This window comes from Teredinibacter waterburyi (assembly GCF_001922985.1).
Classification (GTDB): domain Bacteria; phylum Pseudomonadota; class Gammaproteobacteria; order Pseudomonadales; family Cellvibrionaceae; genus Teredinibacter; species Teredinibacter waterburyi.
In genome coordinates this window covers 36497-58948 of the sequence record NZ_MRUH01000010.1, presented here as the reverse complement: position 1 = coordinate 58948, position 22452 = coordinate 36497, and the positions used below count along the sequence as shown (strand labels likewise).

Here is a 22452-nt window from a genome sequence, read left to right as displayed (position 1 = left end):
AATGACGGGTGCCCGCGAAGAGGCTGGACCTTACCCAAATAGGGTGAAATATGAAACCAAGCGGAGTAAAGCAAACGCTACCACAACCGCAGAGTGCGGCGGATATTACTCAGAAGTACTATAAAAATCACCAAAAACTATCTCTATTTACCGCCGCCACACATGTCATTCACTATACTTACCCGATAAACCTAGACACGATAATGACAATAACGTGATAACCCTTAATTGAAAGGCTCACCTCTATGCTTAACCCCTTTGCCCACTTGCAACGCTTGTTTTCCCTAAACTTTGTTGCCGCCATAGCCGCCACCTGCTCACTAGGCCTTTTTGTATGTGCCTTCGGAGCCTACGCCGAAAACGAAAAGCCACTTGACCCACGGGACGACGGCAGCCAAATCAACAACCTATTCCGCATCAACTACGCTGGATACCTGCCACAACAAGAAAAAATAGCGGTCTACTTAAGCGCGGATAAAGGTGCAAAAAAATGGCAGCTACTCAACAATACCGGCAAGGTTGTCGCCAAGGGTAAAAGTCGCGACCGGCGCGTCGGCGACTACGCGTCTGGCGATAGCTTTTTCCTAATCGACTTCAGCCGATATCAAATTGAAGGTGACAACTATAGCCTGCGAATAGACGGCAAAACCTCACCGAGCTTTAGTATTAGCAACGACCCCTACGGCCAATTGAAATACGAATTTTTTGACTACTTTAAAGACCATCGCCGCGCTGGCGATAAGTTTGACCGCGCCGTAAACAACTGGTCCACACATAGCGTAACCCTCGACTTTATTGCCGATGCCGGCGACCAAGGCTACTACACGGTCAACGCCGCAGAAGCACAATGGAGCCTGATCAACCTCCTAGAAACCTACCCAGAAGTAAACACTTACTACAGCCGTAATAGCTTAGGAATGGCAACTGTGTATAACGAGCTACGCTATTTTAGCCGCGCCATGGAAAAAACGATCTTCCCTGGTGAAACCCTCGCCGTAGCAAAGTTTGCAACCTTTTCGAACACCACTTGGGGCCGCTGCCCCGGCGCTGCGGGCGATAGCGGCCCATGTATATCTCTACCAGAAACCAAAGCCACCTATGCGGTTGCTCGTACCCTAGCGGCGATGGCGCGCTTGCACGCCAACTTTGGTAACCACGACGAACAACAAAAGCATTATCAACTCGCTAAAACCGCTTTGCGCAATGCCGAAAAACAAGACCCAGTTTGCCTCGATTGGACAGCTTTTGGTGGCGAAGGCGGTTATTACCCCAACAATGACAACTATGGCTTGTGGCGTGACCCGCGCTCTCACCGAGACCCCTGCGCCAGCGGCAGCGCCGACCCGAAAGACAACAACTTGAATGACGATCACTACGCAGCACTAGTGGAACTGTATATCGCCGCCGACAAACTAGGCCTAAAAGCCGACAAGCAAGTACTGCAGCAACAGGTGGAGACTCACCCGCATCACCTGCGTGTGGATAAATTCTTTTTTGGTGCCGTTTCCACGGAAGCCACGCTATCGCTGCTCAGTAATCGTCCCGCCGGAATGGACTTAACCGGCGCCGAACAGGCCGTTTTCGCTTACGCTGACAACGTTCGCGATTACCAAAAGGTCGGTTACCCAGGCGTTACCTTCGACGTCAAATCAGATGAATGGAAGACCGGCGACAAAGATGACATAGATACCAACTTTCGTTGGGGATCGAACCGCATGCAGCTCAACGACGCCCGTATCGTAATGGCCGCAGCAGAACTCGCATTCGCTCAGAACAAGTTTAAGTTGGCCGCCGCCTACACCAACGCGGTGCTGCGGGTCCTGGACCAAATTTCTGGCACCAATGCCGTTGCTCTAGCGATGTACACCAGCGACGACTACCCGCACATTGAGCATGCGGTAACGCGCACCCACGATGGCCTAGTTGCCGATACCGAAAATGGAAAAATGGTACTCGGCGCCAATAACTGGACCAACGCTAACGATCCCTTTATGCCTGCGTTTGGCTCCATGCCGGGTATGAAAATGTTCGCCCTTACTGGCACCGGTTGGTCGTCTCGAGAAATTGCCATTGATGCTAACGCAGCGTTAGTGCCAGTAGCCTACTTTGCTACCGAAGTTGCACCGAAAATTCTTGCCGCAGCACACTACAACCAATAGCTCACCAATGTTACGGGTAAAGCCAGCGCGGTTTTACCCGTTTTCAACAACACGCTATCAGCTTTATTGGGCCTATCTCACGGCGCCCGCCCCCATTGCGTCCTATTTCACCCCTAGCAACGGGACGCCTAAATAGCGTTTACCTCGAACGTCTAGCCATACGGATTAGGACGCCTAGTGTGCCAATTTATCGCACCTGCGTTAGCCCCCCATGCGAAGATTTTTCATCATTTTACAACGCTATTGCACAGCACCTGATAAAGTGGATTGTGTAATAACTGATCACTAAGTAGTTTCACCACATCTTTTAAATTAAGGAAAATCGTATGAGCATTGCAGCGCGTTGCGCCTCTTTGTTTCTAAGCACAATTGGCCCAAAAGCAAAGGGGTTAGACCACACCTTAGTAGCTTCCGAACTTACCTCGCTATTGCCAAATAATGGGTATGATATCGACTTAAAATTATTTTTAACGCGGCTTAATCAAGAAGGCCTCGGGCTTGTGGTTGCCACGTGGTTAGGTAACAGCGATAACGCTCGAATTATGCCTTCACAACTTTTGGGGATACTAGGCAACGCCCCTATCTCACAGTTTGCACAGGCCTTGAAACTCGACATATCTACAATTATGCAGGGCCTAGCACGCACACTGCCAATGTTGGTAGACGAATCAAGCGAGCACGGTGCACTGCGTGCTGAAGTGGTGTTCCAAGCAAGCAAACTAACCTGCAACGGCTCGCACTAACTCAGCCTAATTCAGCTCTTGTATTCTCGGCTAGCAAACCCAATTCGAACGCGGGCTTCCAGCATCGCGCCATAGTCTCAAGATGGTTTACTTTCCATTACTTATCACTGCTGTATACTCCGAAAAAAACCGGCGACTTGCATTCGTGCAACTACCCCCACCGCACCGCTTAGCACGTTGAGGTAAAGCTCCAAATACGCTAAACGCGGCAAGGATTATTCAGCTAAGTAACGGAGTGCTTTCATGAGCAAAAAAAAATATATCTTACCCATCAGCCTAATAGGCGCCGGTGTCGCCATTGTTTCTCTACTGGTGGTAGCCAAACCCAAACCCAGTCCCGACGCAATTGATCAAACACCCGCCTTGGTTAAAGTGGCTGTTACTTCAGCCGAATACCAAACCGTAAATCTCGCCGTAACTGCTCATGGTACGGTAACGCCGATTCGTGAAATTGACTTGGTTGCTCAGGTTTCCGGGCGCATTATCCATGTTGAACCCGCATTTGCTGACGGTGGCTTTTTTGGTGCGGATGAAACGCTAATTCAAATCGATGATCGCGACTACCAAGTTGCCCTGCTCACAGCCAAAGCAAAGCTAGCCGAAGCGCAACGTCGCTTAGCTGAAGAGCAAGGCCAAGCCCGACAGGCAAAGAGAGAATGGCGAGACTTAGGCAACAGTAACGCCAACGACTTATTTTTGCGCAGACCTCAGCTCGCAGCAGCCCAAGCAAATTTAGACGCGGCGCAGGGCGACTTGACCATGGCCGAATTAAATCTTGAGCGCACTAAAATTACCGTGCCCTTCACCGGCAGAGTTAAACAAACCTACGCAAACCTCGGCCAATATGTCACCACCAACACGCGTGTCGCCACTGTTTACGATTCCACCGCACTGCAAGTTCGTCTTGCCTTAACCGAGCGCCAAGCGGCATTGGTCGATTTACCTTTGCTACCGCAAGCCGATATTAACAGCCCACTACCCAACGTAATCATTCGCGGTAGCGTTGCCGGCAAACAACAGGAATGGCGCGGAGAACTCGCCAGAACCGAGGCATTTGTTGATGCAAATTCTCGCCTTTATTACATTGTTGTAGAAGTGGCGAACCCCTACGGTAATGCAGACGAAAAGCAAGCGAGTATTGCCCCGCTTTTACCCGGCTTATTTGTCGAAGCCGTTATTGAAGGCAAGGCCCTAGACGATGTCGTCATGTTGCCGCGTGAAGCACTTTATCAACGCGATAAAATTCTTAGCCTCGACGCGGATAACAAAGTCACCGAACAGCTGGTTAACGTTTTACAAAAAGACGAAACTCACGTTTGGCTAAAAGCGGCAATCCCAGAAAACACCTTAATCGCACTCGAAAAGCAATCGCTCACCCCCAACGGAACAATAGTTGAGCCCATTCTCGACGAAAACGCCGAACCACTTCCCATAGCGCAGACCGAAGTACTAACCGAAGCACGCCAAAATTCAAACCGCGCGGCCAACCAGCAACCATAGGAAGGGCAGAATAAGATGAATGGACTAATCAAATGGTTTGTGGGCAACCCCATTGCGGCCAATCTACTGATGATCGCAATGCTGTTAGGCGGGTACGTCTCGTCTAGCACAGTTAAAAAAGAAACATTTCCGGCGTTTGAAGCCAACGTTGTTAATATTTCTATGGCCTACCCAGGGGCTGCATCGAGCGAGGTAGAACAGCAAATAGTGGTGCGCATAGAAGAAGCTATTGCAGACCTCCCAGGCGTATTCCAAATCACCTCGCAATCGAGCGAAGGCTACGGAAATGTCTCGGTAAATGTTACCGAAGGCTTTGATGTACGTGAACTGCTTAGCGATGTGAAAGGCCGAGTCGATGCAATTAACACCTTTCCAACCGCTGCCGAGCGCCCCGTTATTCGACAAATTGTACAACGACAGTTTTTAATGTGGGTCGCGCTCTACGGTGATACCGACCGCCGAGTTCTAAAAGATATCGCCTATCAAATTCGCGATGAAATGTCGTTGCTCGAAGGCGTTTCTGAAGTAGTACTTACCGGCCTAAAAAACGACGAAGTCAGTATCGAAATATCCGAGCAAAACTTACGCCGTTACAACCTCAGTTTCGATGAAGTTGCCAGCGCTATCCGCCAGTCGTCACTCAGTGTTCCCGCCGGATCACTAAAAACGAAAGACGGCGACATTCAAATTCAAACCCGTGCGCAAGCATTTAACTACAGCGATTTTGAAAACATTGTAGTGCGCAGCAGTCGCGATGGTGGCCAGTTGTTATTAAGCGACGTTGCCATTATCAATGATGGCTTTTCCGAACAGGATGTCGACTTCAGCATGAATGGCAAACCCGGCCTAAACATGGAAGTCAAAATGAGCGACGATCCGCTACTATTCGAGGGCACAGCTAATGCTCGCGCCTATATCGAAAACCTGCGCACTCAGCTACCCGAAGGTTTGGAAATAAAAATTAATTTTGAATCCCGCTCTATTTTCGACAGCCGCTTTAACCTGTTAAAAGATAATGCCCTTGGTGGTTTAGTTTTAGTCTTTATCATTTTAATGCTGTTCTTGCGCCCTCTGCTCGCCTTTTGGGTGGTCGCGGGAATTGCAACCACCTTCGCCGGTGCTATTTGGTTACTTCCGCTGCTCGATGTTTCTATTAATATGTTGTCGATGTTTGCTTTTCTTATGGTGCTAGGTATCGTTGTCGACGATGCCATTATTATTGGCGAAAGCATTTACCGTCACCAACAGCGCGGCGAACCCGCCCACCTTGCAGCCTCCACCGGTACTATCTCGGTATTGCAACCGGTGTTCCTCGCCGTTATGAGCACGGTGATGTTTTTCTTACCCATGATTGATGTCCCCTCAGAAGTATTGATTTTTACCCGCTCAATTTTTTATGTGGTATTGCTTTGTTTAGTTTTTTCACTGGTTGAATCACTGCTTATACTCCCATCGCATTTGTCTCATATGAAACCAGAGCAGCCTAGCCGTTTTTACCTGCTGCAACGCCTTGCCGCAATACGTCTATGGTTTTCCAGCCACATGGAAGACTTTGCACACAATACCTATCTACCACTTTTACGCACACTGCTAACTCATAAGGGCAGCACTTTTATTGCATTCTTCTTTATGTTTGCTATCGCCGTCACCGTGGTTTCCAGCGGCTGGATTAGAATGAGCTTTTTCCCGAATGTGCCACAGCCCATGATTATGGTGAATATTAGCTTTGCCGATGGCACACCATTTTCGACCACGCAGAAAACAGCGCAGTACATTCGCGATAAAATCGATCTTCTTTCAGAAGACAAATCTTTACTGGAGAAAAATGCAGGAAAACCATTTATTCGCGAAGTTAATCGGAACTTAAATGGCACATCCGCCACGGTTTTTGTCGGCTTGACCGAGGATGAAGATCGTATCGTTTCAACCGCTGAAGTTTCAGATGTTTTGCGTCAGCTCGTCGGTCCGCTGCCAGAGGCAAAAAGCTATTCGCTAAGCGCGTCTATGGGTGGCGATGGTCCGGACATCACCCTCAACCTAAATATGCTCGACAATCACCGTGAGCAGCAACAGGCGGCTGTTAACGATGTTAGTAAAGTTTTGGGTGCCTATCCAGGCGTGTTCAATGTTCGCAGTAACTTGGATGGAGCGCGTACCGAAGTAGAATTAAAACTAAAACCTAATGCCGAAACCCTAGGTATTAACTTGGAACAAATTGCCCGACAGGTAAGACAAGGGTTTTACGGCGACGAAATTCAGCGTATTCCGCGCGCAAAAGAAGACGTACGTGTAATGCTGCGTTACCACGCGGCTGAACGACAAACACTAGACACCTTAGATACTATTCGCATTCGCACCACCGATGGCCGTGAGTTACCGCTCGCGGCCATCGCCGAAGTCAAAATTGTTCCAGGTGCTAGTACTATTCGACGCGTAGACCGCCGTCGCAACATAACCCTAACCGCTGAAGTTAGCGAAGGTACCAACGCGAACGAAATTATCACTGAAATGTTGGCCCAGCACCAAGACCAGTGGCGAAAAGAATATACCGGTTTCAACCTTTCAACTGACGGTAACCTTCGTACACAAGCACAATTTGGTGATAACTTTGGCGGCAACTTTTTAAAAATATTTATTCTCGTGTTGGCTTTATTTGCAATCGCGTTTCGCTCGCTCTCACAACCACTGCTGGTAATGTTAGCGGTACCTTTCGGTTTTGTCGGCGCCGTGCTTGGTCACTGGGTGTTCGATACCAACCTCAGCTTGTTTTCCGGGTTTGGCTTTCTCGCCTGCTCGGGCGTTGTTGTAAATGACAACTTGGTTTTACTCGAGCGCATTAATACATTAAAAGCCCGTGGCGCAGCCACCTTGGATGCGGTACTCAACGCTGGCGTCGATCGGTTTCGTCCAATTGTGCTAACCTCGCTTACAACATTTATTGGCTTGCTGCCAATCTTGTTCGAGCGTAGTTTGCAGTCGCAATTCTTAAAGCCTATGGTAATTTCGCTTTCCTTCGGCGTACTGTTTTCATCAATAGTCACTTTATTCTTAGTGCCCTGTGGCTATTACGGTGGTGCTCAGTTAAAGCTATGGGTTAAATCACTATTCAAACGCCAGCCCAACAATAAAGCAGCGCAACCAGAGCTTCCGTAAATCCTCACGCGATAAACACTGCAGACAGAGTGTTTATCGCGTCGACCAACCCACCTATTCCCTCAGCCAACTTCAATGAAGCAAATCTAGTTGCGACATTATGTCACAGTGCTTTGTTGCCCTCGTCTCGCTAACATAAGTCACCACGCGTGGTTTCATTGTGTCGAGTTAAATACTATTCCAGTCACGCATTTCAAAATTATCTACCTATAAAAAGGTTAAGACTATGAATTCGCGTTTCTGTGTGAATGTACTTATGTTCACCACCTGCCTGCTCAGCCCGGCCGTGCTTTCACAACATAGTTCCAGTGCTCAAGCGAGCGCAGATCAAGTCATTACAAATAAAAACGCAACAGCGTCAAAAAATGAAACCAGCAACCTGGAAGAGGTTAAAGTCTGGGGGAAAGCGGTTGAGCGAAATAGCGCGGGCTATGTATCGCCGACCAGTCTACTCACACCCGCCGAGATGGCAGCGATCAACGTTGCGACAACAGAAGATCTTGTTAAGTTCGAACCCAGCTTAGTTATACGGCGGCGTTTTATCGGTGACTCTAATGGCACAATGGGCGTGCGTGGCTCGAATATGTTTCAGACTTCTCGCTCAATGGTATTTGCCGATGGCGTGCCACTACACTATCTACTGCAGTCGCGTTGGAGTGGCGCGCCGCGCTGGACTATGGTTTCGGCGAGTGAAATTGCGCAAATAGAAGTTGTTTACGGGCCTTTTTCCGCGGAATACAGTGGCAATGCTATGGGCGGAGTGGTACTTATTGAAACGGCCACACCAGAGAAACAAGAATTTCATTTTGATGCGACCCTGCATTCACAAACCTTTAATGCCTATGGTTTTGACGATACCGTAGGTGGCTACAACAGCTTTTTATCCTACGGAAATAAGTTCGACAAATTTAGCCTCTATCTGTCATACAACCACTTAGATAGCGAAAGTCAGCCGCAAACTTTTTATTACGGTGGCAGCCTTAATAACGACGAGGCCACAGCCGCAACTGTGGTATCCGGCGGCGTTCACAATGTTGACGAACGCGGTAATCCGCGGCTTTATTTTGGCGATACCGGAGTTGTTCACACCGCCAGCGACAACTTTAAAATTAAGCTGGGATACGATTTAGGTGATTGGAGCAGTTTGTTTAATCTCGTCTATGAAGACCGATTGTCCGCAAGCGACGCTGCCAATACCTACATGCGCGATAGCAACGGTAATCGCGTTTGGTCAGGAAATGTTATTCAAGACGATACCGCTATTAATATCCCCCAAAGCCGTCTTAACGCCAGTGAACTTAATCGCAACAGTTTATCCTTAGGCTTGCGTGTTAGAGGCCCGCTTAGCGAAAATTTACAACTTGAGACCAACCTTAGTCGCTTCGCCATTCTTCGCGATCGCACAGCGACATCGCAGGCTAACCCCGCCGCAGAGGGTTACAACGTACAAGGGAGCGTACAAGACTTAGCGGGCTCAGGCTGGAATACCGCCGAAATAAAATTAAAAGCGAGCGAACTTGGTCTGGCAGGAGTAGAGCTTATTACAGGTTTACGTTACGAAGCCTATGAATTAGAACAAGAGAACCACGCATCAGATGACTACACCGCGGCAGAAAAAACGATACTCGAAAGCGCCAACGGCGGCTCAACCAATATTTCAGCCGTATTTATTCAAGCGAACTGGGATATCGATGAAAATTGGAGCCTATCTATTGGCGGCCGCTACGAGTCATATAAAAGTCATAACGGCTACTATAGTGACGATAAGCAAACAACGCCGGAGCTGGACCTAGTCTCTACCCCCGAAACTGACACAAGTAAATTTTCTCCTAAATTTTCGCTTGGCTACAATAGCAACGGCAACTGGTCAGTTCGCTACTCGCTCGCCAAAGCCTATCGTTTTCCAATCGTTGAAGAGCTCTACAGTCAATATAGTGCTTACAACAGTATCAGCGAAGCTAACCCAGAGTTAAAACCGGAAGACGGCTTGCATCACAACTTGATGTTCGACTACGAACTTAACCACGGCTACGCCCGCATCAATCTATTTAGCGAAGTTGTTAAAGACACTCTGGAGTCACAAACGACTACCATCGAAACAGGTCCGCAGACAGGCACCTCGATCCGCACCTTCGTACCAATCGATGAAGTACAAACTAACGGCGTGGAATTTATTGTCAATAATCGCGGCGTGCTCAGTGAACAATTAGACCTGCGTTTTAACCTCACCTATACCCATTCCGAAATCGTTAACAATTCTACCGCTGAAAATACAGATGACTTTGACCCAACGCAGTCTATCGTTGGCAACACCTATCCGCGCATGCCGAAATGGCGCAGCAATCTAATGGCACTCTATCATCTAACTGACAAATGGAATCTCAGCGCAACTTGGCAGTACAGCGGCAATAGCTACGGTCGTACCGATAACAAAGATAATATTAGCGGGGTATATGGTGCACAGGATAGTTACAGTCGATTGGGCCTTAAAACCCAGTATCAATTTGACAGCAATTTTTCGCTAGGTTTTGGTGTCGACAACATCACAAATCAAATTTCTTACGTGGCCCATCCGTGGCCAGGTCGTACCCTCTATTTAAATATTTCCTACGACCTTTAATTTCAATCGGCCATTACTATGAATTCCTCTACCCTTAGCTCCTCTCCTGTTAATAGCTTTCTATACCGTACGCTTTGGCGCTGGCATTTCTATGCGGGTATTTTCTGTATTCCTTTTATTCTCGCACTCTCGATCTCCGGCGCAATATATTTATTTAAACCGCAAATAGATGCCTGGGTTGAATCGCCTTACCAGCAGCTTGCGGTGACTAACAACCGTCACACACCGCAACAACAGATTCAAGCGGCATTGGCTGCAGTCGGCCAACAAAGTACATTTGTAAATTATCGGCTGCCGGAATCTGAGCAGCATGCAGTTGTCGTTAGTGTCGCCGAACAAGGCCAGCGTTTTATGGTGTATGTAAATCCCTACACACTAGAAGTACTTAAAATACAAAAACGTGACGCACTATTTATCCAGTTTGTACGAAGCTTTCACGGTGAACTTTTACTAGGAACCTTCGGTTCTATTTTGGTTGAATTGGCCGGATGCTGGGCGATAGTGTTAATTATTTCCGGCCTTTACCTCTGGTGGCCTCGCTCAGCGCGTGGCTTCGGTGGAGTGTTATTTCCGCGATTAAATAAACGCGGGCGGTTATTTTGGCGAGACCTACATGCAGTAACTGGCGTATGGGTATCATTGTTTGCGCTGTTCCTACTTATCACCGGACTACCTTGGGCTTTGGTATGGGGCAGTGCATTTAAAGAAATACGTTCCTTTACTACACCCATGTTGCAACAAGACTGGGCGATAAGTGAGCATCACGCTGAACACCACAGCGGTGCGACATTAAGTTTCACCCAGTTAACAGCTAGCATGATTAAAAATGCGCAGGCACTTGCTTTTGCTCCGCCTGTTGAGATTTCGGTTGCCAGAAACAAACCCAATCAATTTCAAGTCGCATCCCAACACCAGAATCGTCCGCTGCGCAGTACCGCGTGGTTTGATGGAATCACAGGCAAACAAACATCGATTGAGCATTTCGCCGACCGAAACGGCATCGACCGCGCAATAGGCTTCGGGATTGCCGCTCACGAAGGGCAGTTATTCGGCTGGCTAAATCAACTCCTCGGACTTTTCACAACGCTAGGCTTGATTGCGGTGGCGATTACCGGTTTTGTTCTCTGGCGAAAGCGTAAACCTAGCGGTGAGCTTGGCGCACCTCTGGCAAAGAGCCAACGCGGGCTAACCCCAGCGGTAGCTATTGTTGGAGTTGCGCTCGTCATACTGCTCCCGCTACTCGCTATATCGGTATTGTTCATCTTAGTGATTGATTTTTTAGTGTTGCCGCGAATTCCGGCCACCCGCGAATGGCTGGGACTAGACAGACCCTAAACCTGAAAACGCTGAAGCCAATGGCAACGATTGAGACAAATAGTCCTGCGCTCTAGGATCTAAAATTGCTATCATTGCAGCTCACTGATCTAACTTAAATAAGCCGCTTTAAGCCAATGGCCCTCAATCGCGAACGCCTGTTAAAACTCACGACTATCGCCTCTGTTCTAACAGGGGTAACCCTGTTGCTATGCAAGGTTTTCGCCTGGCAAGCCACAGATTCGGTCAGTATCCTGGCGTCGTTAGTCGACTCGCTGATGGATATTTCTGCCTCAATCATTACCCTGTTTGCAGTACGTATTTCACTCAAGCCCGCAGATCACAACCACTCTTTCGGTCATGGCAAAGCCGAGGCGCTCGCGGGCTTAGGCCAGTCGCTATTTATTGCCAGCTCTGCATTCTTCCTGTTTGTGCACGCCATCGATCGCTTCCGCTCCCCGCAAGACCTCGTCGCGATTGATTGGGGTGTCGCTACTATGGTGTTTTCAATCATTATCACCGCCTTGTTAACCACCTTGCAGCGCTATACCATTTCACAAACAAACTCACCGGCCATAAAGGCGGACTACGCACATTATTTAACCGATATCGTTACTAACAGCGGCACCTTACTCGCATTGGTTTTTGCAGCCTTCGGCGCAAACTTAGCCGATCCGATCATCGCGATCATGATCAGCATCTATATTTTGTATAGTGCCGCGCAGATTTTTATGGAATCTGTACACCAACTAATGGATCACGAACTGCCTGAAGAGGAGCGCACACTGATCGAAGAAATCGTACTGGCACAACCTGATGTACTCGGAATACATGACCTCCGTACCTGGCAAACCGGCAGCAAAAAAATTATGCAGTTTCACTTGGAACTCAACCGCGATATTTCTCTTGTTGCGGCGCATAACATTATCGAAAATGTTGAGCGTGCAATTCTAAATACAGAGCCAGACGCCGATATTACAATACATCCAGATCCGGTTTGATCCGTAGCCTAAAGCTAGACAAAACTACCTGCTCTACTTAACTGCCTCGCCCGACCAAATCTCCCCCTATGGCAGCTCTCGGTGCCCGCTCACACCTAGCCATACCACTCTGCCCTCGGTTAACGCTAACCCAGCGAGAATACAATTTACTGCTAGACTTCTATGACGAGTCACGAATTTAAAATTCGGCACCAAATACGTTTTCGCATAAGAGGCAGATCATGTCCAATCCCGATGATCCAGTATTCACAATCGCGGTTTTCTCTGCCGATTTAGGCGGGTTTTACCTAGGTGAACTGGTCAACCAAGCCCGACAACTCTGTTTACTAAAGCGCTACCGCTTTATTGGGTTTCGAACACCGACACCAACCGCATTTGAGTCGCCCTTTCAGCTCAATGCAATTGATGGCGTTATTGTCATACGCAACGCACTTAGCGTGACCCAAGTCGAGTTTTATCAGGCGCAGGGAATCCCTGTCGTTTCAGTAGGCTATGACTACTTCCCGCTAGATGTTCCGGTGGTGTTATCCAACAATGAACAGGGTTCAATACTGGCCTACAACCACCTGAAAGATAAGGGCCATAGCGACATTGCCTTCATTGGTGATATTAGCCATTACGACATGCGCATGCGCTATGAGGCCTACTGCACGCTAGTTGATGCCGATGGCGAAGAGTTTAGCGAACGCAACTTCTTTCTGGTAACGGATGCCTTGCCAAGTGGCGGGATAAAAGCAGCGGATAAGTTTGTCGAGATAGGTTGTACAGCCACGGCTGTTATCTGCGGCTCTGGATTAACGGCGATTGGGTTTGAAAACCGCCTTAAAAAACATGGTATCAGCAATATTGAGATTGTAACCTTTGATACCATTTCTACGATTCCCGTAGTCGCACCTACGATAACCTGCATAGACCAAAACCTTCACCTGCTCGCCTATACCGCTATAAACGCGCTGGAAAAGAAACTTAAAAATGAAGAATGCAAACGTGAATTTGAAGTACAACCACGACTTGTTGACGCCGCTAGCAACGCTGAGATGGGTGCGGATGCCTATATCGCGACATGTGTCGAGTGCGAAACACTGTACAACCCGAACTACAGTAAAAGTTTAATCGCAAACATTTTTGAGTGGCCAAACGAAATCGCAGAAAGCAATCTCGACACCTTAATGAGTATCTCGCATTTGTTTGAACGCTTTATGGGCGTAGCAATACTGTCGCGATTTTTTTACGACAAAAGTGGCGAAGAATACTGCAAGCTTATGAAGATATTTTCACCGAGCAAAACACTAAACGTCGCACTTGATGATAAAACCAGCATATGTAGGTCGCTCAATTTCCCGCCATCAATTATGGCCCCCTACAACCTCAATCAGTTCGATATGATCACTCATCTCGTTCTGCTACAAGACAGCAAACCCTGGGGCGCGCTGAGCTTCTATGGCGATTCCACAAAACCGAATTTAAGTAGTTATTTAGGCTTTAGCGGTTATGTCCAATCCGCCGCAGAGCAATACATGTTAAATCGCGAGCTGAATCAATATCGTAAAGATAAATCTGACAAAGGTCATAGCGACCGCGCCGCACCAGTACAAAATAGTGCTATTGCCTCAGCTCGCGTCGATTGGGATATCAGATCTGGGAATACTCATTGGTCAACCGAAGCGCTCATCATGCTCGGCCTAGACTCGGATATTGAACAAAATATTTATCGCAATATGAATATATCTGACCGCATGACTCCGCTTAGCGGCGAAGAATTTCGAAGTGAATTTTCAGACCATATGCGTAATGGGACTTCATTTGATTTGATAGCCCGCTACAAGTTTAGAAAGATTCACGAGGTTGAAATAGGCTTGCACTGCCACCCAACATTTGACAGCAGCAACATAGCTGACAAAGTCGAATTTTACCTAACCCAGCTAGATGATTAAATAATGCTCGAGCTAGCCCAATCCATTTCATTAGCTGATGCGCTCTATGTAAGTGCAGCATTGCTATTGATTTGTGCCGGCATTATTGGCTACCTACTTTACACCACAATGAAGCAAGACACTGCTCTGCGCAAGCTCAATAAGGATCGCCTTGACAGCACCACACATATCCGTGAATTTCTAACAAGCCAAGCCAAAGAAACCAAGGCTTTTATTAATGGCGGCGAACGCAGTGTAAAATTAAACAGTAAAGTTATTGCCCTTCGAACGGCGTATCTAAACATTGAAAATAAAGCCATCAACCACACCATCTCTTCCGACGATTACTGGAGTAATCTTGATGACAAACTGACTCGACTTTTAGAAATGTTCTTACCGCAACTATTTGGTCGAGAGTCAAAAATTAAAGAAATTGAAGGTCGTATGGAGCTGCTGAAAGATCGCATACGTAAGCTCACCAACAACAAAGACGAAAGCCCACCAAGCCCGATTCATACCCTAGATACGATTCATACAACATTAAAAGAAGATATTTCCGACAACGACAAGAAGCAATTTATTGTTTCGAAGATAGAATCTATTGTTAATAGCTACGAAGATATCAGCTCTCGCGACAAACAACGAATAAAATTATTACTGCGAAAATTTTCCGAAAACTCTGGCGAGCCGTTAAACAATCTAGATGTGGCGGCCACTAAACAGCGCAACTACCTCGATGAAATTAATTCTGCGCAAAGTCAATACTCAGATGCCGACAATGCACAAATGGGTGATTTCCATAAAGGCGCGAAATCACTCAAAGATGAAAACGAACGACTGTTGTCAGAAATAGCATCTTTGCAGAAAAAAATTGGCGCCATTTCAAAGAATTCTGGCAGTTCGCCGATAGTTAAAATTACCTCTAGCGATGAACACGACGCAGACTTTAACGCCGAAATAGACTCAGCCACCAGAAAAGTGAATGAGCTTAATAGCAATGAGATATTTCGATTACGGGGTGTAGTTAGCGATCAAAAACGCTCTATTCGAAACATGGAAGACACGATCCGAATCTTGGATGGTAAGTCTAAAATATCGGATGGAACCCGCGAATCGAGCTTAGAGTTCATTTCAAAACTCAAGCAAAACGTTAAAGAGTCAGAGAACTGCATCGCCACGCTAGAACAAGAAATAGATCAGCTTCGAGATAAGCTCGCAGCTCGAACAGCAAGCCCTAGTGCAAGCAAATCATTAGATGCCGAAGCAGCTGACGACCTAAACGATGAGCTAGCCGAAGTTAATGACAACATTAACTCTGGAGAACAACAGCATAAATTAGACAAATTACTACTCGATTTCCTCCATGATATTCTCGATGCAAATTCAATTGAAGACGCCTCTTTTTTACTTTATCAAACGCTTGCCGACTGCTCATGCAAAGCAAATATCATCGTAAATACGGCAAACAAAAAAATTGAGCTATCACCTAATGGAACAGTCAACAATCGCGACAAAATGGTGCTATCTAGCATGCAGCCGGGCGAGGTTAATATCTCTCCGAAAAAGACGCGGATAATGTTCAATTACAAGAATGTAGCGGGCCTACTGGAACCCGATGGTGATAGCGTCGAATTTTCGGATATGCAGTCCGTCATTCTTGAAATTATCAAGGTTTTCAACAAGTCGGCCGATAAGATTGGCGCCTACCAGAAAAGCAAATCCGCACAGAAGGAGACGCAAATACAGGTCAACAACATAAAGAAAGTTGCGTTGGAGGTCGACAGCAGTATGAAAGACTTAATGCTACGCTCGGAACAATCGCTAGAAATGGGCGCAGTACAGTATCAAGATATTGCTCGCTCACAGGGCATGGACGAAAAAACGCTCGCGGCTTTCGATCACGTTACAGATCAATTAAAGCAATCCCTTGCTGCCGACGAGGCGATCCGTATTCAGGTTAGAAAGCAGTTTATGACTATTGTACAAATGATGGAGAATCAAAAATAGTCGTTACGCTTTCTATTTTACTGCTAGTTAATCGGCACTGTTCGCGTTAAACACTCTCATTTTTGTCAGGTGCTATTAGGCTAACAATCTGCCAGCCACTTTTTGCTGTTATGGTTTTTCCTGCCGAGAATATATGTACCGCGCCAGATGGATTAATCGCGCACAACGCCAACGCTCGGTCACCATAGGTTTCACTGTAATCCGCCATGGTGAATTCATCGCTTAACCTAGTGGTTTTTATAACGGCTGACTTTGCCACCATACCGACCAACTTACCGTATGTAATACCCTCGGCGAATAACCCCAGTTTTTTCTCGTAGGCCATAGAGACCTTATGACTCGAACGCGTGCTATCGTTTGTGCTTAAACCAAGGGCTGAACCACTCCCTAAAATATAATCAAAGTGGTAGGTTACCAGAGGGTTAAGTTGTTTATAGGGCGATACCACCAGCACCTTACCAACGGTTGAAATATCAAGCGTTCTCGCGGCGTGGTCGGAAATGGGATTGCCATAGTAGGTAGGGATATTTTCCATTCGGGCTTCACGAATAGCATCCCAGTTGGTGTCGGCAATTTGCACGGGTATATCTTTGCTCAATAATTCTTTTGCCAACAGTCGCGTAAATCGGTTTGCGCCAAAGAACAATACACCATTGGGTTCGCCGACTCGTACACCTAATAGATTCGCAATTTTAACGGACGTAAGGCTCTGGAATACCACGGTGGAAATAATCACCAAAAACACCATGGGCACAACTAAGCGCGCCTGTTCAAACCCAGCCAACTCAAGTTTAAGCGCAAACAGGGATGCGACCGCCGCCGCGACAATACCGCGGGGCGATATCCACGACAGCATAATCAATTCATTTAGCTTTAAGTCGCTTTTCCATGCGGAAAGAAACACAGACACGGGCCGCGCAACGAACATAATGATCACTATCACCATTGCGGAGCCGAACCCAAGTGCCGCGACTTCATCTACATTCAGTCGAGCAGCGAGCATAATAAACAACGCTGATATCAGTAACACACTGAGTGTTTCTTTAAATTCTAAAATATCATCGACATCAACGTCTTTCATGTTGGCGAGCACAATCCCCATCACCGTAACGGTAAGTAGCCCGGACTCGTGTGCCGCCAAATTTGATAACGCAAACACCCCTAACATCAAGGTCAATACGGCGGTGTTACGTAGATAATGTGGGATGAAATTACCCCGCAACAAATAGCCGAGCACAAAACCAGACACAAGCCCCACCCCCAAACCTACCGCGAGCATTTTGCCGAAGGTTAAAAATGCATGCGACCAAGGGTGTTGAGTCGCAATGACAAAGTCAAACACCAGTACCGCCAGCAGTGCACCAATGGGGTCGATAATGATTCCTTCCCAACGAAGGATATTCGATATTTTGCTATTCGGCCGCACCGAGCGCAGCATAGGGACAATAACCGTAGGCCCAGTCACCGTTACAATTGCACCAAATAGGAATGATATTGCCCAATCAAAACCGATAAAAAAATGCGCGGCTGGGGTTACGATCAACCAGGTAATTACTGCCCCAAGCGTACAGAGATTGCGTACCATAGAACCATGACTACCAAGGTCGTCAAAATCTAAAGTAAGCGCGCCTTCAAAGAGAATTATCGCTACCGCTAGCGATACCATGGGGAAGAGTAAGCTGCCAAAAAGCGCGTCGGGATCTAACACATCGAGCCCCGGCCCAAGTGCCAATCCGATCAATAGCAGTGGCAGAATGGCCGGTAATTTCAGTCTATAGGCAATGTACTGACAGGCAATAGACAATAAACCGATTGCGACCAGCACGATTGTTGGGTCGTCCATGTGCAAAAATTCTATCATTCGAAACCACTACTCCGTTCTGGGAAACTATACGCAAAATCCTAACACACTATAACGCGGGCGACAGACATAAAAAAACCATCTCCGACACTCCCGCGCCGAAGATGGTTTTGCGTTAAGTTTGCATCACTGCTATTGCAGTAACTCGCAGGGCACGCTCTGCATTCCCGAACGCAAGAATTGAATGTTGGCGATTGATGCGCTTCCGCTACCTTCGGCAATCAAGCTGAACGGCTTAGTGACTTGGCTGAAATCGTCACCGGGTTGCGCGAAGCAAGCAAGCGGAGTGGAATAATAATGCCAGCCCTTATTCTCCATGGATTTCGCACGTGGGGTAATATCCACCTCGCGACGGCAATTGTTACCACACTCGATTACCAAGGTGAGCTTACCTTCGCTCATTGCGTCTACCTTCAAGTTAAATGCCAATACACCTTCACTACCGAGATGCGCCGTTAAATCTATTGGGCTACCACCCTCGGCACTTAATACGGCCGCTTGGGTGTCTTTCCACGTCAGGGTAAGCGCATCCTCCTGAACCAGCATATCGCTTGTGTTGACTTTAAAGTTGCCCAAATCGGCGAATGGACCACTCAAGACTTGTTTACTTTTTGGGGTTTGAATAAAGATCGTCCAAGGCTCCTGTGTGCGGCCAACGTAAAAGTCAAGATCGCCGGTGGTTCCTTGATCAACCCCTTCAACATCTTCCTCTAAGTCCACAGGCCCTTCACCTGCGTCGGCATAATTTAGCCCGTAACCAAGTGCGAATAAAGGATCGTAGTTCGCATGATGAGGGTTGAGCAAACCTTGAGTCGGCAATTTCGGCCAAGAAAATGACAAGCGGCCAGTAAAATCGTAACGCGGTGTGCCACTTACGTCGGCAATTAACACATCGGCGACTCCCTGCCCTTCACTGCCCGGCAGCCACGCGGCAACAAAAGCATCGGAGGCATTAATTTCTGGGTTTACCCACATAGGGCGGCCAGAAAGAAAAACTGTAACGACCGGAATGCCCTCCGCTTGAAATTTTCGAATTAAGGCGAGTGCAGACTTATCGCCAGGCTCAAATTCCAAGCTTGAGCGATCGCCCTGGCCTTCCGCATAGGGCTCTTCACCCACCACAACGACGGCAACGTCTGGCTCGGTTTTATAATCGCCGGACACCGATAGAACTGTCGTCCCACCCATTGAGTTCACTGCATCACGAATACCTTGGTAAATTGAGGTGCCGCCGGGGAAAGCAGCATTGGTATTACCGGTGCCCTGCCAGCTCACACTCCAACCACCCGCTTGTTTACCAATATTATCGGCGCCATCTCCAGCAACCAAGATGGTTTGCTTGGGGTTTAGTGGCAAAAGGTTAGCGTGGTTTTTTAGCAGTACAAGACTTTCCCGTACGGCTCGTCGCGCCACATCTCGATTGCTTGCACTTCCCAATATCTCGTTTAATTTACGGGTATCTACACGCTGCGATGGTTTGCTATCCCAAAGATGAGCACGAACCTTAACCCGTAATATACGACTTACGGCATCATCTAAACGCGCCATATCCACTTCGCCCGATTTAACCTGAGCAATAAGATTGTGGTACATCTCCTCCCAATCATAGGTAACCATGTACATATCTAGACCGGCATTTAGAGCTTGCGGGCACGACTTATTGGTACAACCTGGTATATGACCGTGACCGTTCCAATCACCAACAACAAAGCCGTCAAAGCCCATTCGCTCTTTTAATGCGGTGGTAAGTAGGTATTCGTTACCATGCATTTTTACGCCGTTCCAAGAAGAAAAGCTCGCCATTAGCGTTTGCACGCCAGCTTCAATTGCTGGAACGTAACCTGCGTTGTGAATGCTAACCAGCTCTTCTTCGGAGATACGTGCGTCACCCTGATCATCGCCACCTACGGTGCCGCCATCAGCCAGAAAATGCTTCGCGGTGGCGACAACTTTATCGTTCGCCAAAAAATCTGCATCCGTTACCCGGCCTTGCATGCCATTCACCATTGCTAGGGCATATTCGGCGACCAACGTCGGGTCTTCCGAATAGCTTTCATAGGTACGCCCCCAAAAGTCATTCTGAGCTACTGCTAAGGTTGGGCCAAACACCCATTCAATTCCCGTAGCTCTAACCTCTAGGGCGGTGGCCGCACCGATCTCTTCGATAAGCGCTGGATTGTGCATTGCGCCCAAACCAATATTGTGGGGGAACAGAGTGGCCCCAGTGACATTGCCGTGACCATGGACAGCATCGGTACCCCAAATAATCGGAATCGCGATACCGCCGTCACTATCGTCCATTGACGCGTTGTAAAACTCATCCGCAAGGCTTACCCAAATCGCCGGCGCCGCCTTATCAACTCGACGCGGCATAGAACCACCACCGTTCAGTACCGAGCCTATATGGTAGGTCTTTACCTGTTGCGGCGTTATTGATTGAATCTCCGGCTGCAACACTTGACCAACTTTCTGCTCCAGAGTCATCTCAGCTAAGATTGATGCTACTTTCGCCTCTACTTGGGCATCGTATTCTGGCGAGCGCACAACAGGGCTCGAAATCGCAGGCCAAAGCTCGATTTGATGGGGTACTTCGCTCCCCGCCGGGGAACCTGCAAGGGAGCTATCGGTAGCGTCGCCATCGCGTGAGCCGACACCTTGGCAGCCGAGCAGTGTCGCAGTAAATAACAATACAGCGGCTGCACTGCCGCGAATGGGGGTAACTTTCTTCATGGAGGTATCCAGTCAGTAATTAATTTAGGGGTACAAAGCTAGGACGTGATGCAGCATACCTGATAGAAGATCAAATTTAACTCAACACCAAAGCGTCAAGCCGCTTCAAATGATCGTTTAATAATGTCAGCGCCCATGCTACTTCTCGGCTTCCACTCGATTTCGACCCGCACCTTTGGCCGAGTATAAGGCTTCGTCTGCACGCTTAAATAGCATTTCAAAAGTATCCTCGGGACGGATATATGAAACGCCGGCACTTAGGGTAACACTAAGCTTTAGATCGTCAGCAAAACTATGGCGCTCAACCATATCGCGCAGTTTCTCAGCCTTCTCTAACAAAATATCGAGTGATACCTGCTGACAAATGATCAGAAATTCTTCACCACCCCAGCGCGACACATGGTCACTTTCACGCAAATTGTTCGACACCAGTACAGCGAATTCAGTCAGGATAGTGTCGCCAATATCGTGACCATAGCCGTCATTTATTTTTTTAAAGTAGTCGATATCGAGCAGTATTATACCGAAATCCGAAAGAGTGCCCGACTCAAAAAACGGTGCTATTTTATTGCGTAGCCCGGCGCGATTATAAATTCGAGTAAGTGGATCTTTATCGGCTAACTCACGCAGTGTTTCCTGCTCGTCGCGAAGATGGCTCTCCCTGTCCTCAAGCACTTTTACGAGGGTTTTTCGATTTTGGGTTTGCCTGTATAGCTGATAAAACTTAACCCCGCCCTCCAAAAGAAAAACACTCATCCAAAAGCCTAGGATGATCGATAAAAGCGTTTCAGTACCTATCCAATTACCAACCAAGGTAATTTCATCAATTCTGATCTGGTGTTCGCCATGCTCAATAAAATCGACACCTACCTTGGTGATATTATCGAACTCAGGCAATGCCCACTGCCGCCGAATACTATTTTCTCGCAACCACCAAGCGGCGACACTAAACTCATCTAACGACGCTATTACCGGCCGTGTAAACTCTTCGATAGGAATCGTCATGGACAAAAATTTAGTCGACTCACTATTATTCGGTTCCGCGTACTCAGCATTATAATTGCGCATGTAGATACGTAACCGCGTAGCACTTCCCTGATAGCTGAGTTTAAATTCAAGCTCGCCAAAGGCACGTAGATCAATACCATCGACAAAATGTGGATCCCAGTAAACATCCCACCCACAACCATGCCCATGGCTCGGCAAGTAATTGCAACGCCACTCGTTATTCTGCTGGTCAACCCACTCAGACGACTGACCGCTAACACCATCGTCGAATCCGTAAAGTTGCGGCACACTTGTTTGCAGCGGGTGTAATAACGCTCGCTTCTGCGGTAAAAAGTAGTGGGCAACAAATATAACAACCGTCAGCGCTAAGGCGCCAAGCCGTATCATTCTGTAGTTTTTGCTGTTTATCCAGCTCGCCACTTGCGCCCGCCCTCTACGTTATA

At 47.6% G+C, this 22452-nt stretch carries 12 protein-coding genes; 9 read left to right on the top strand and 3 right to left on the bottom strand.

The annotated features are described in order from the left end of the window. Positions 1–245 precede the first annotated feature (245 nt). The 9 genes from IDZ20_RS01145 (at position 246) to IDZ20_RS01105 (ending at position 16410) form a co-directional block, all read left to right on the top strand. Entirely contained in the window at positions 246–2159 is a 1914-nt protein-coding gene (locus tag IDZ20_RS01145; protein WP_188149592.1) for a cellulase N-terminal Ig-like domain-containing protein, read from the top strand. Positions 2160–2485: 326 nt separating this feature from the next. Further along, positions 2486–2902: a YidB family protein gene (locus IDZ20_RS01140; RefSeq protein WP_188149591.1), complete on the top strand. Its 417-nt coding sequence runs from the start codon at positions 2486–2488 to the stop codon at positions 2900–2902. A 243-nt stretch (positions 2903–3145) separates the two neighbouring features. Next, positions 3146–4402 (top strand): efflux RND transporter periplasmic adaptor subunit, encoded by a 1257-nt coding sequence (locus IDZ20_RS01135; protein ID WP_188149590.1) that lies wholly within the window; start codon positions 3146–3148, stop codon positions 4400–4402. Between the two features lie 15 nt (positions 4403–4417). Further along, positions 4418–7555: an efflux RND transporter permease subunit gene (locus IDZ20_RS01130; protein WP_188149589.1), complete on the top strand. Its 3138-nt coding sequence runs from the start codon at positions 4418–4420 to the stop codon at positions 7553–7555. A 226-nt stretch (positions 7556–7781) separates the two neighbouring features. Then, positions 7782–10175 carry a TonB-dependent receptor gene (locus IDZ20_RS01125; protein WP_245792040.1) on the top strand — a complete coding sequence of 798 codons (2394 nt, stop codon included), beginning with the start codon at positions 7782–7784 and terminating at the stop codon, positions 10173–10175. A gap of 18 nt (positions 10176–10193) precedes the next feature. Then, positions 10194–11510 carry a PepSY-associated TM helix domain-containing protein gene (locus IDZ20_RS01120; protein WP_188149588.1) on the top strand — a complete coding sequence of 439 codons (1317 nt, stop codon included), beginning with the start codon at positions 10194–10196 and terminating at the stop codon, positions 11508–11510. A 116-nt stretch (positions 11511–11626) separates the two neighbouring features. Next, positions 11627–12490, top strand: a complete 864-nt coding sequence (locus IDZ20_RS01115; RefSeq protein WP_188149587.1) for a cation diffusion facilitator family transporter — start codon at positions 11627–11629, stop codon at positions 12488–12490. 221 nt (positions 12491–12711) lie between these two features. Then, positions 12712–14424, top strand: a complete 1713-nt coding sequence (locus tag IDZ20_RS01110; RefSeq protein WP_188149586.1) for a LacI family DNA-binding transcriptional regulator — start codon at positions 12712–12714, stop codon at positions 14422–14424. Positions 14425–14427: 3 nt separating this feature from the next. Next, positions 14428–16410, top strand: coding sequence for a coiled-coil domain-containing protein (locus IDZ20_RS01105; protein ID WP_188149585.1), 1983 nt, complete (start codon positions 14428–14430; stop codon positions 16408–16410). A 46-nt stretch (positions 16411–16456) separates the two neighbouring features. On the opposite strand, the gene IDZ20_RS01100 is transcribed toward IDZ20_RS01105, so the two are convergent. The 3 genes from IDZ20_RS01100 to IDZ20_RS01090 all read right to left on the bottom strand — a co-directional run bounded on the left by IDZ20_RS01100 (position 16457) and on the right by IDZ20_RS01090 (position 22429). Then, the gene (locus IDZ20_RS01100; RefSeq protein ID WP_245792039.1) at positions 16457–18271 is read right to left on the bottom strand and encodes a cation:proton antiporter; all 1815 of its coding nucleotides are present in this window, start codon (positions 18269–18271) and stop codon (positions 16457–16459) included. A 132-nt stretch (positions 18272–18403) separates the two neighbouring features. Continuing rightward, on the bottom strand, positions 18404–21001 hold the full coding sequence (locus IDZ20_RS01095; RefSeq protein WP_188149584.1) for a glycoside hydrolase family 3 protein: 2598 nt from the start codon (positions 20999–21001) through the stop codon (positions 18404–18406). A gap of 138 nt (positions 21002–21139) precedes the next feature. Further along, on the bottom strand, positions 21140–22429 hold the full coding sequence (locus tag IDZ20_RS01090; RefSeq protein ID WP_188149583.1) for a GGDEF domain-containing protein: 1290 nt from the start codon (positions 22427–22429) through the stop codon (positions 21140–21142). Positions 22430–22452 lie beyond the last annotated feature (23 nt).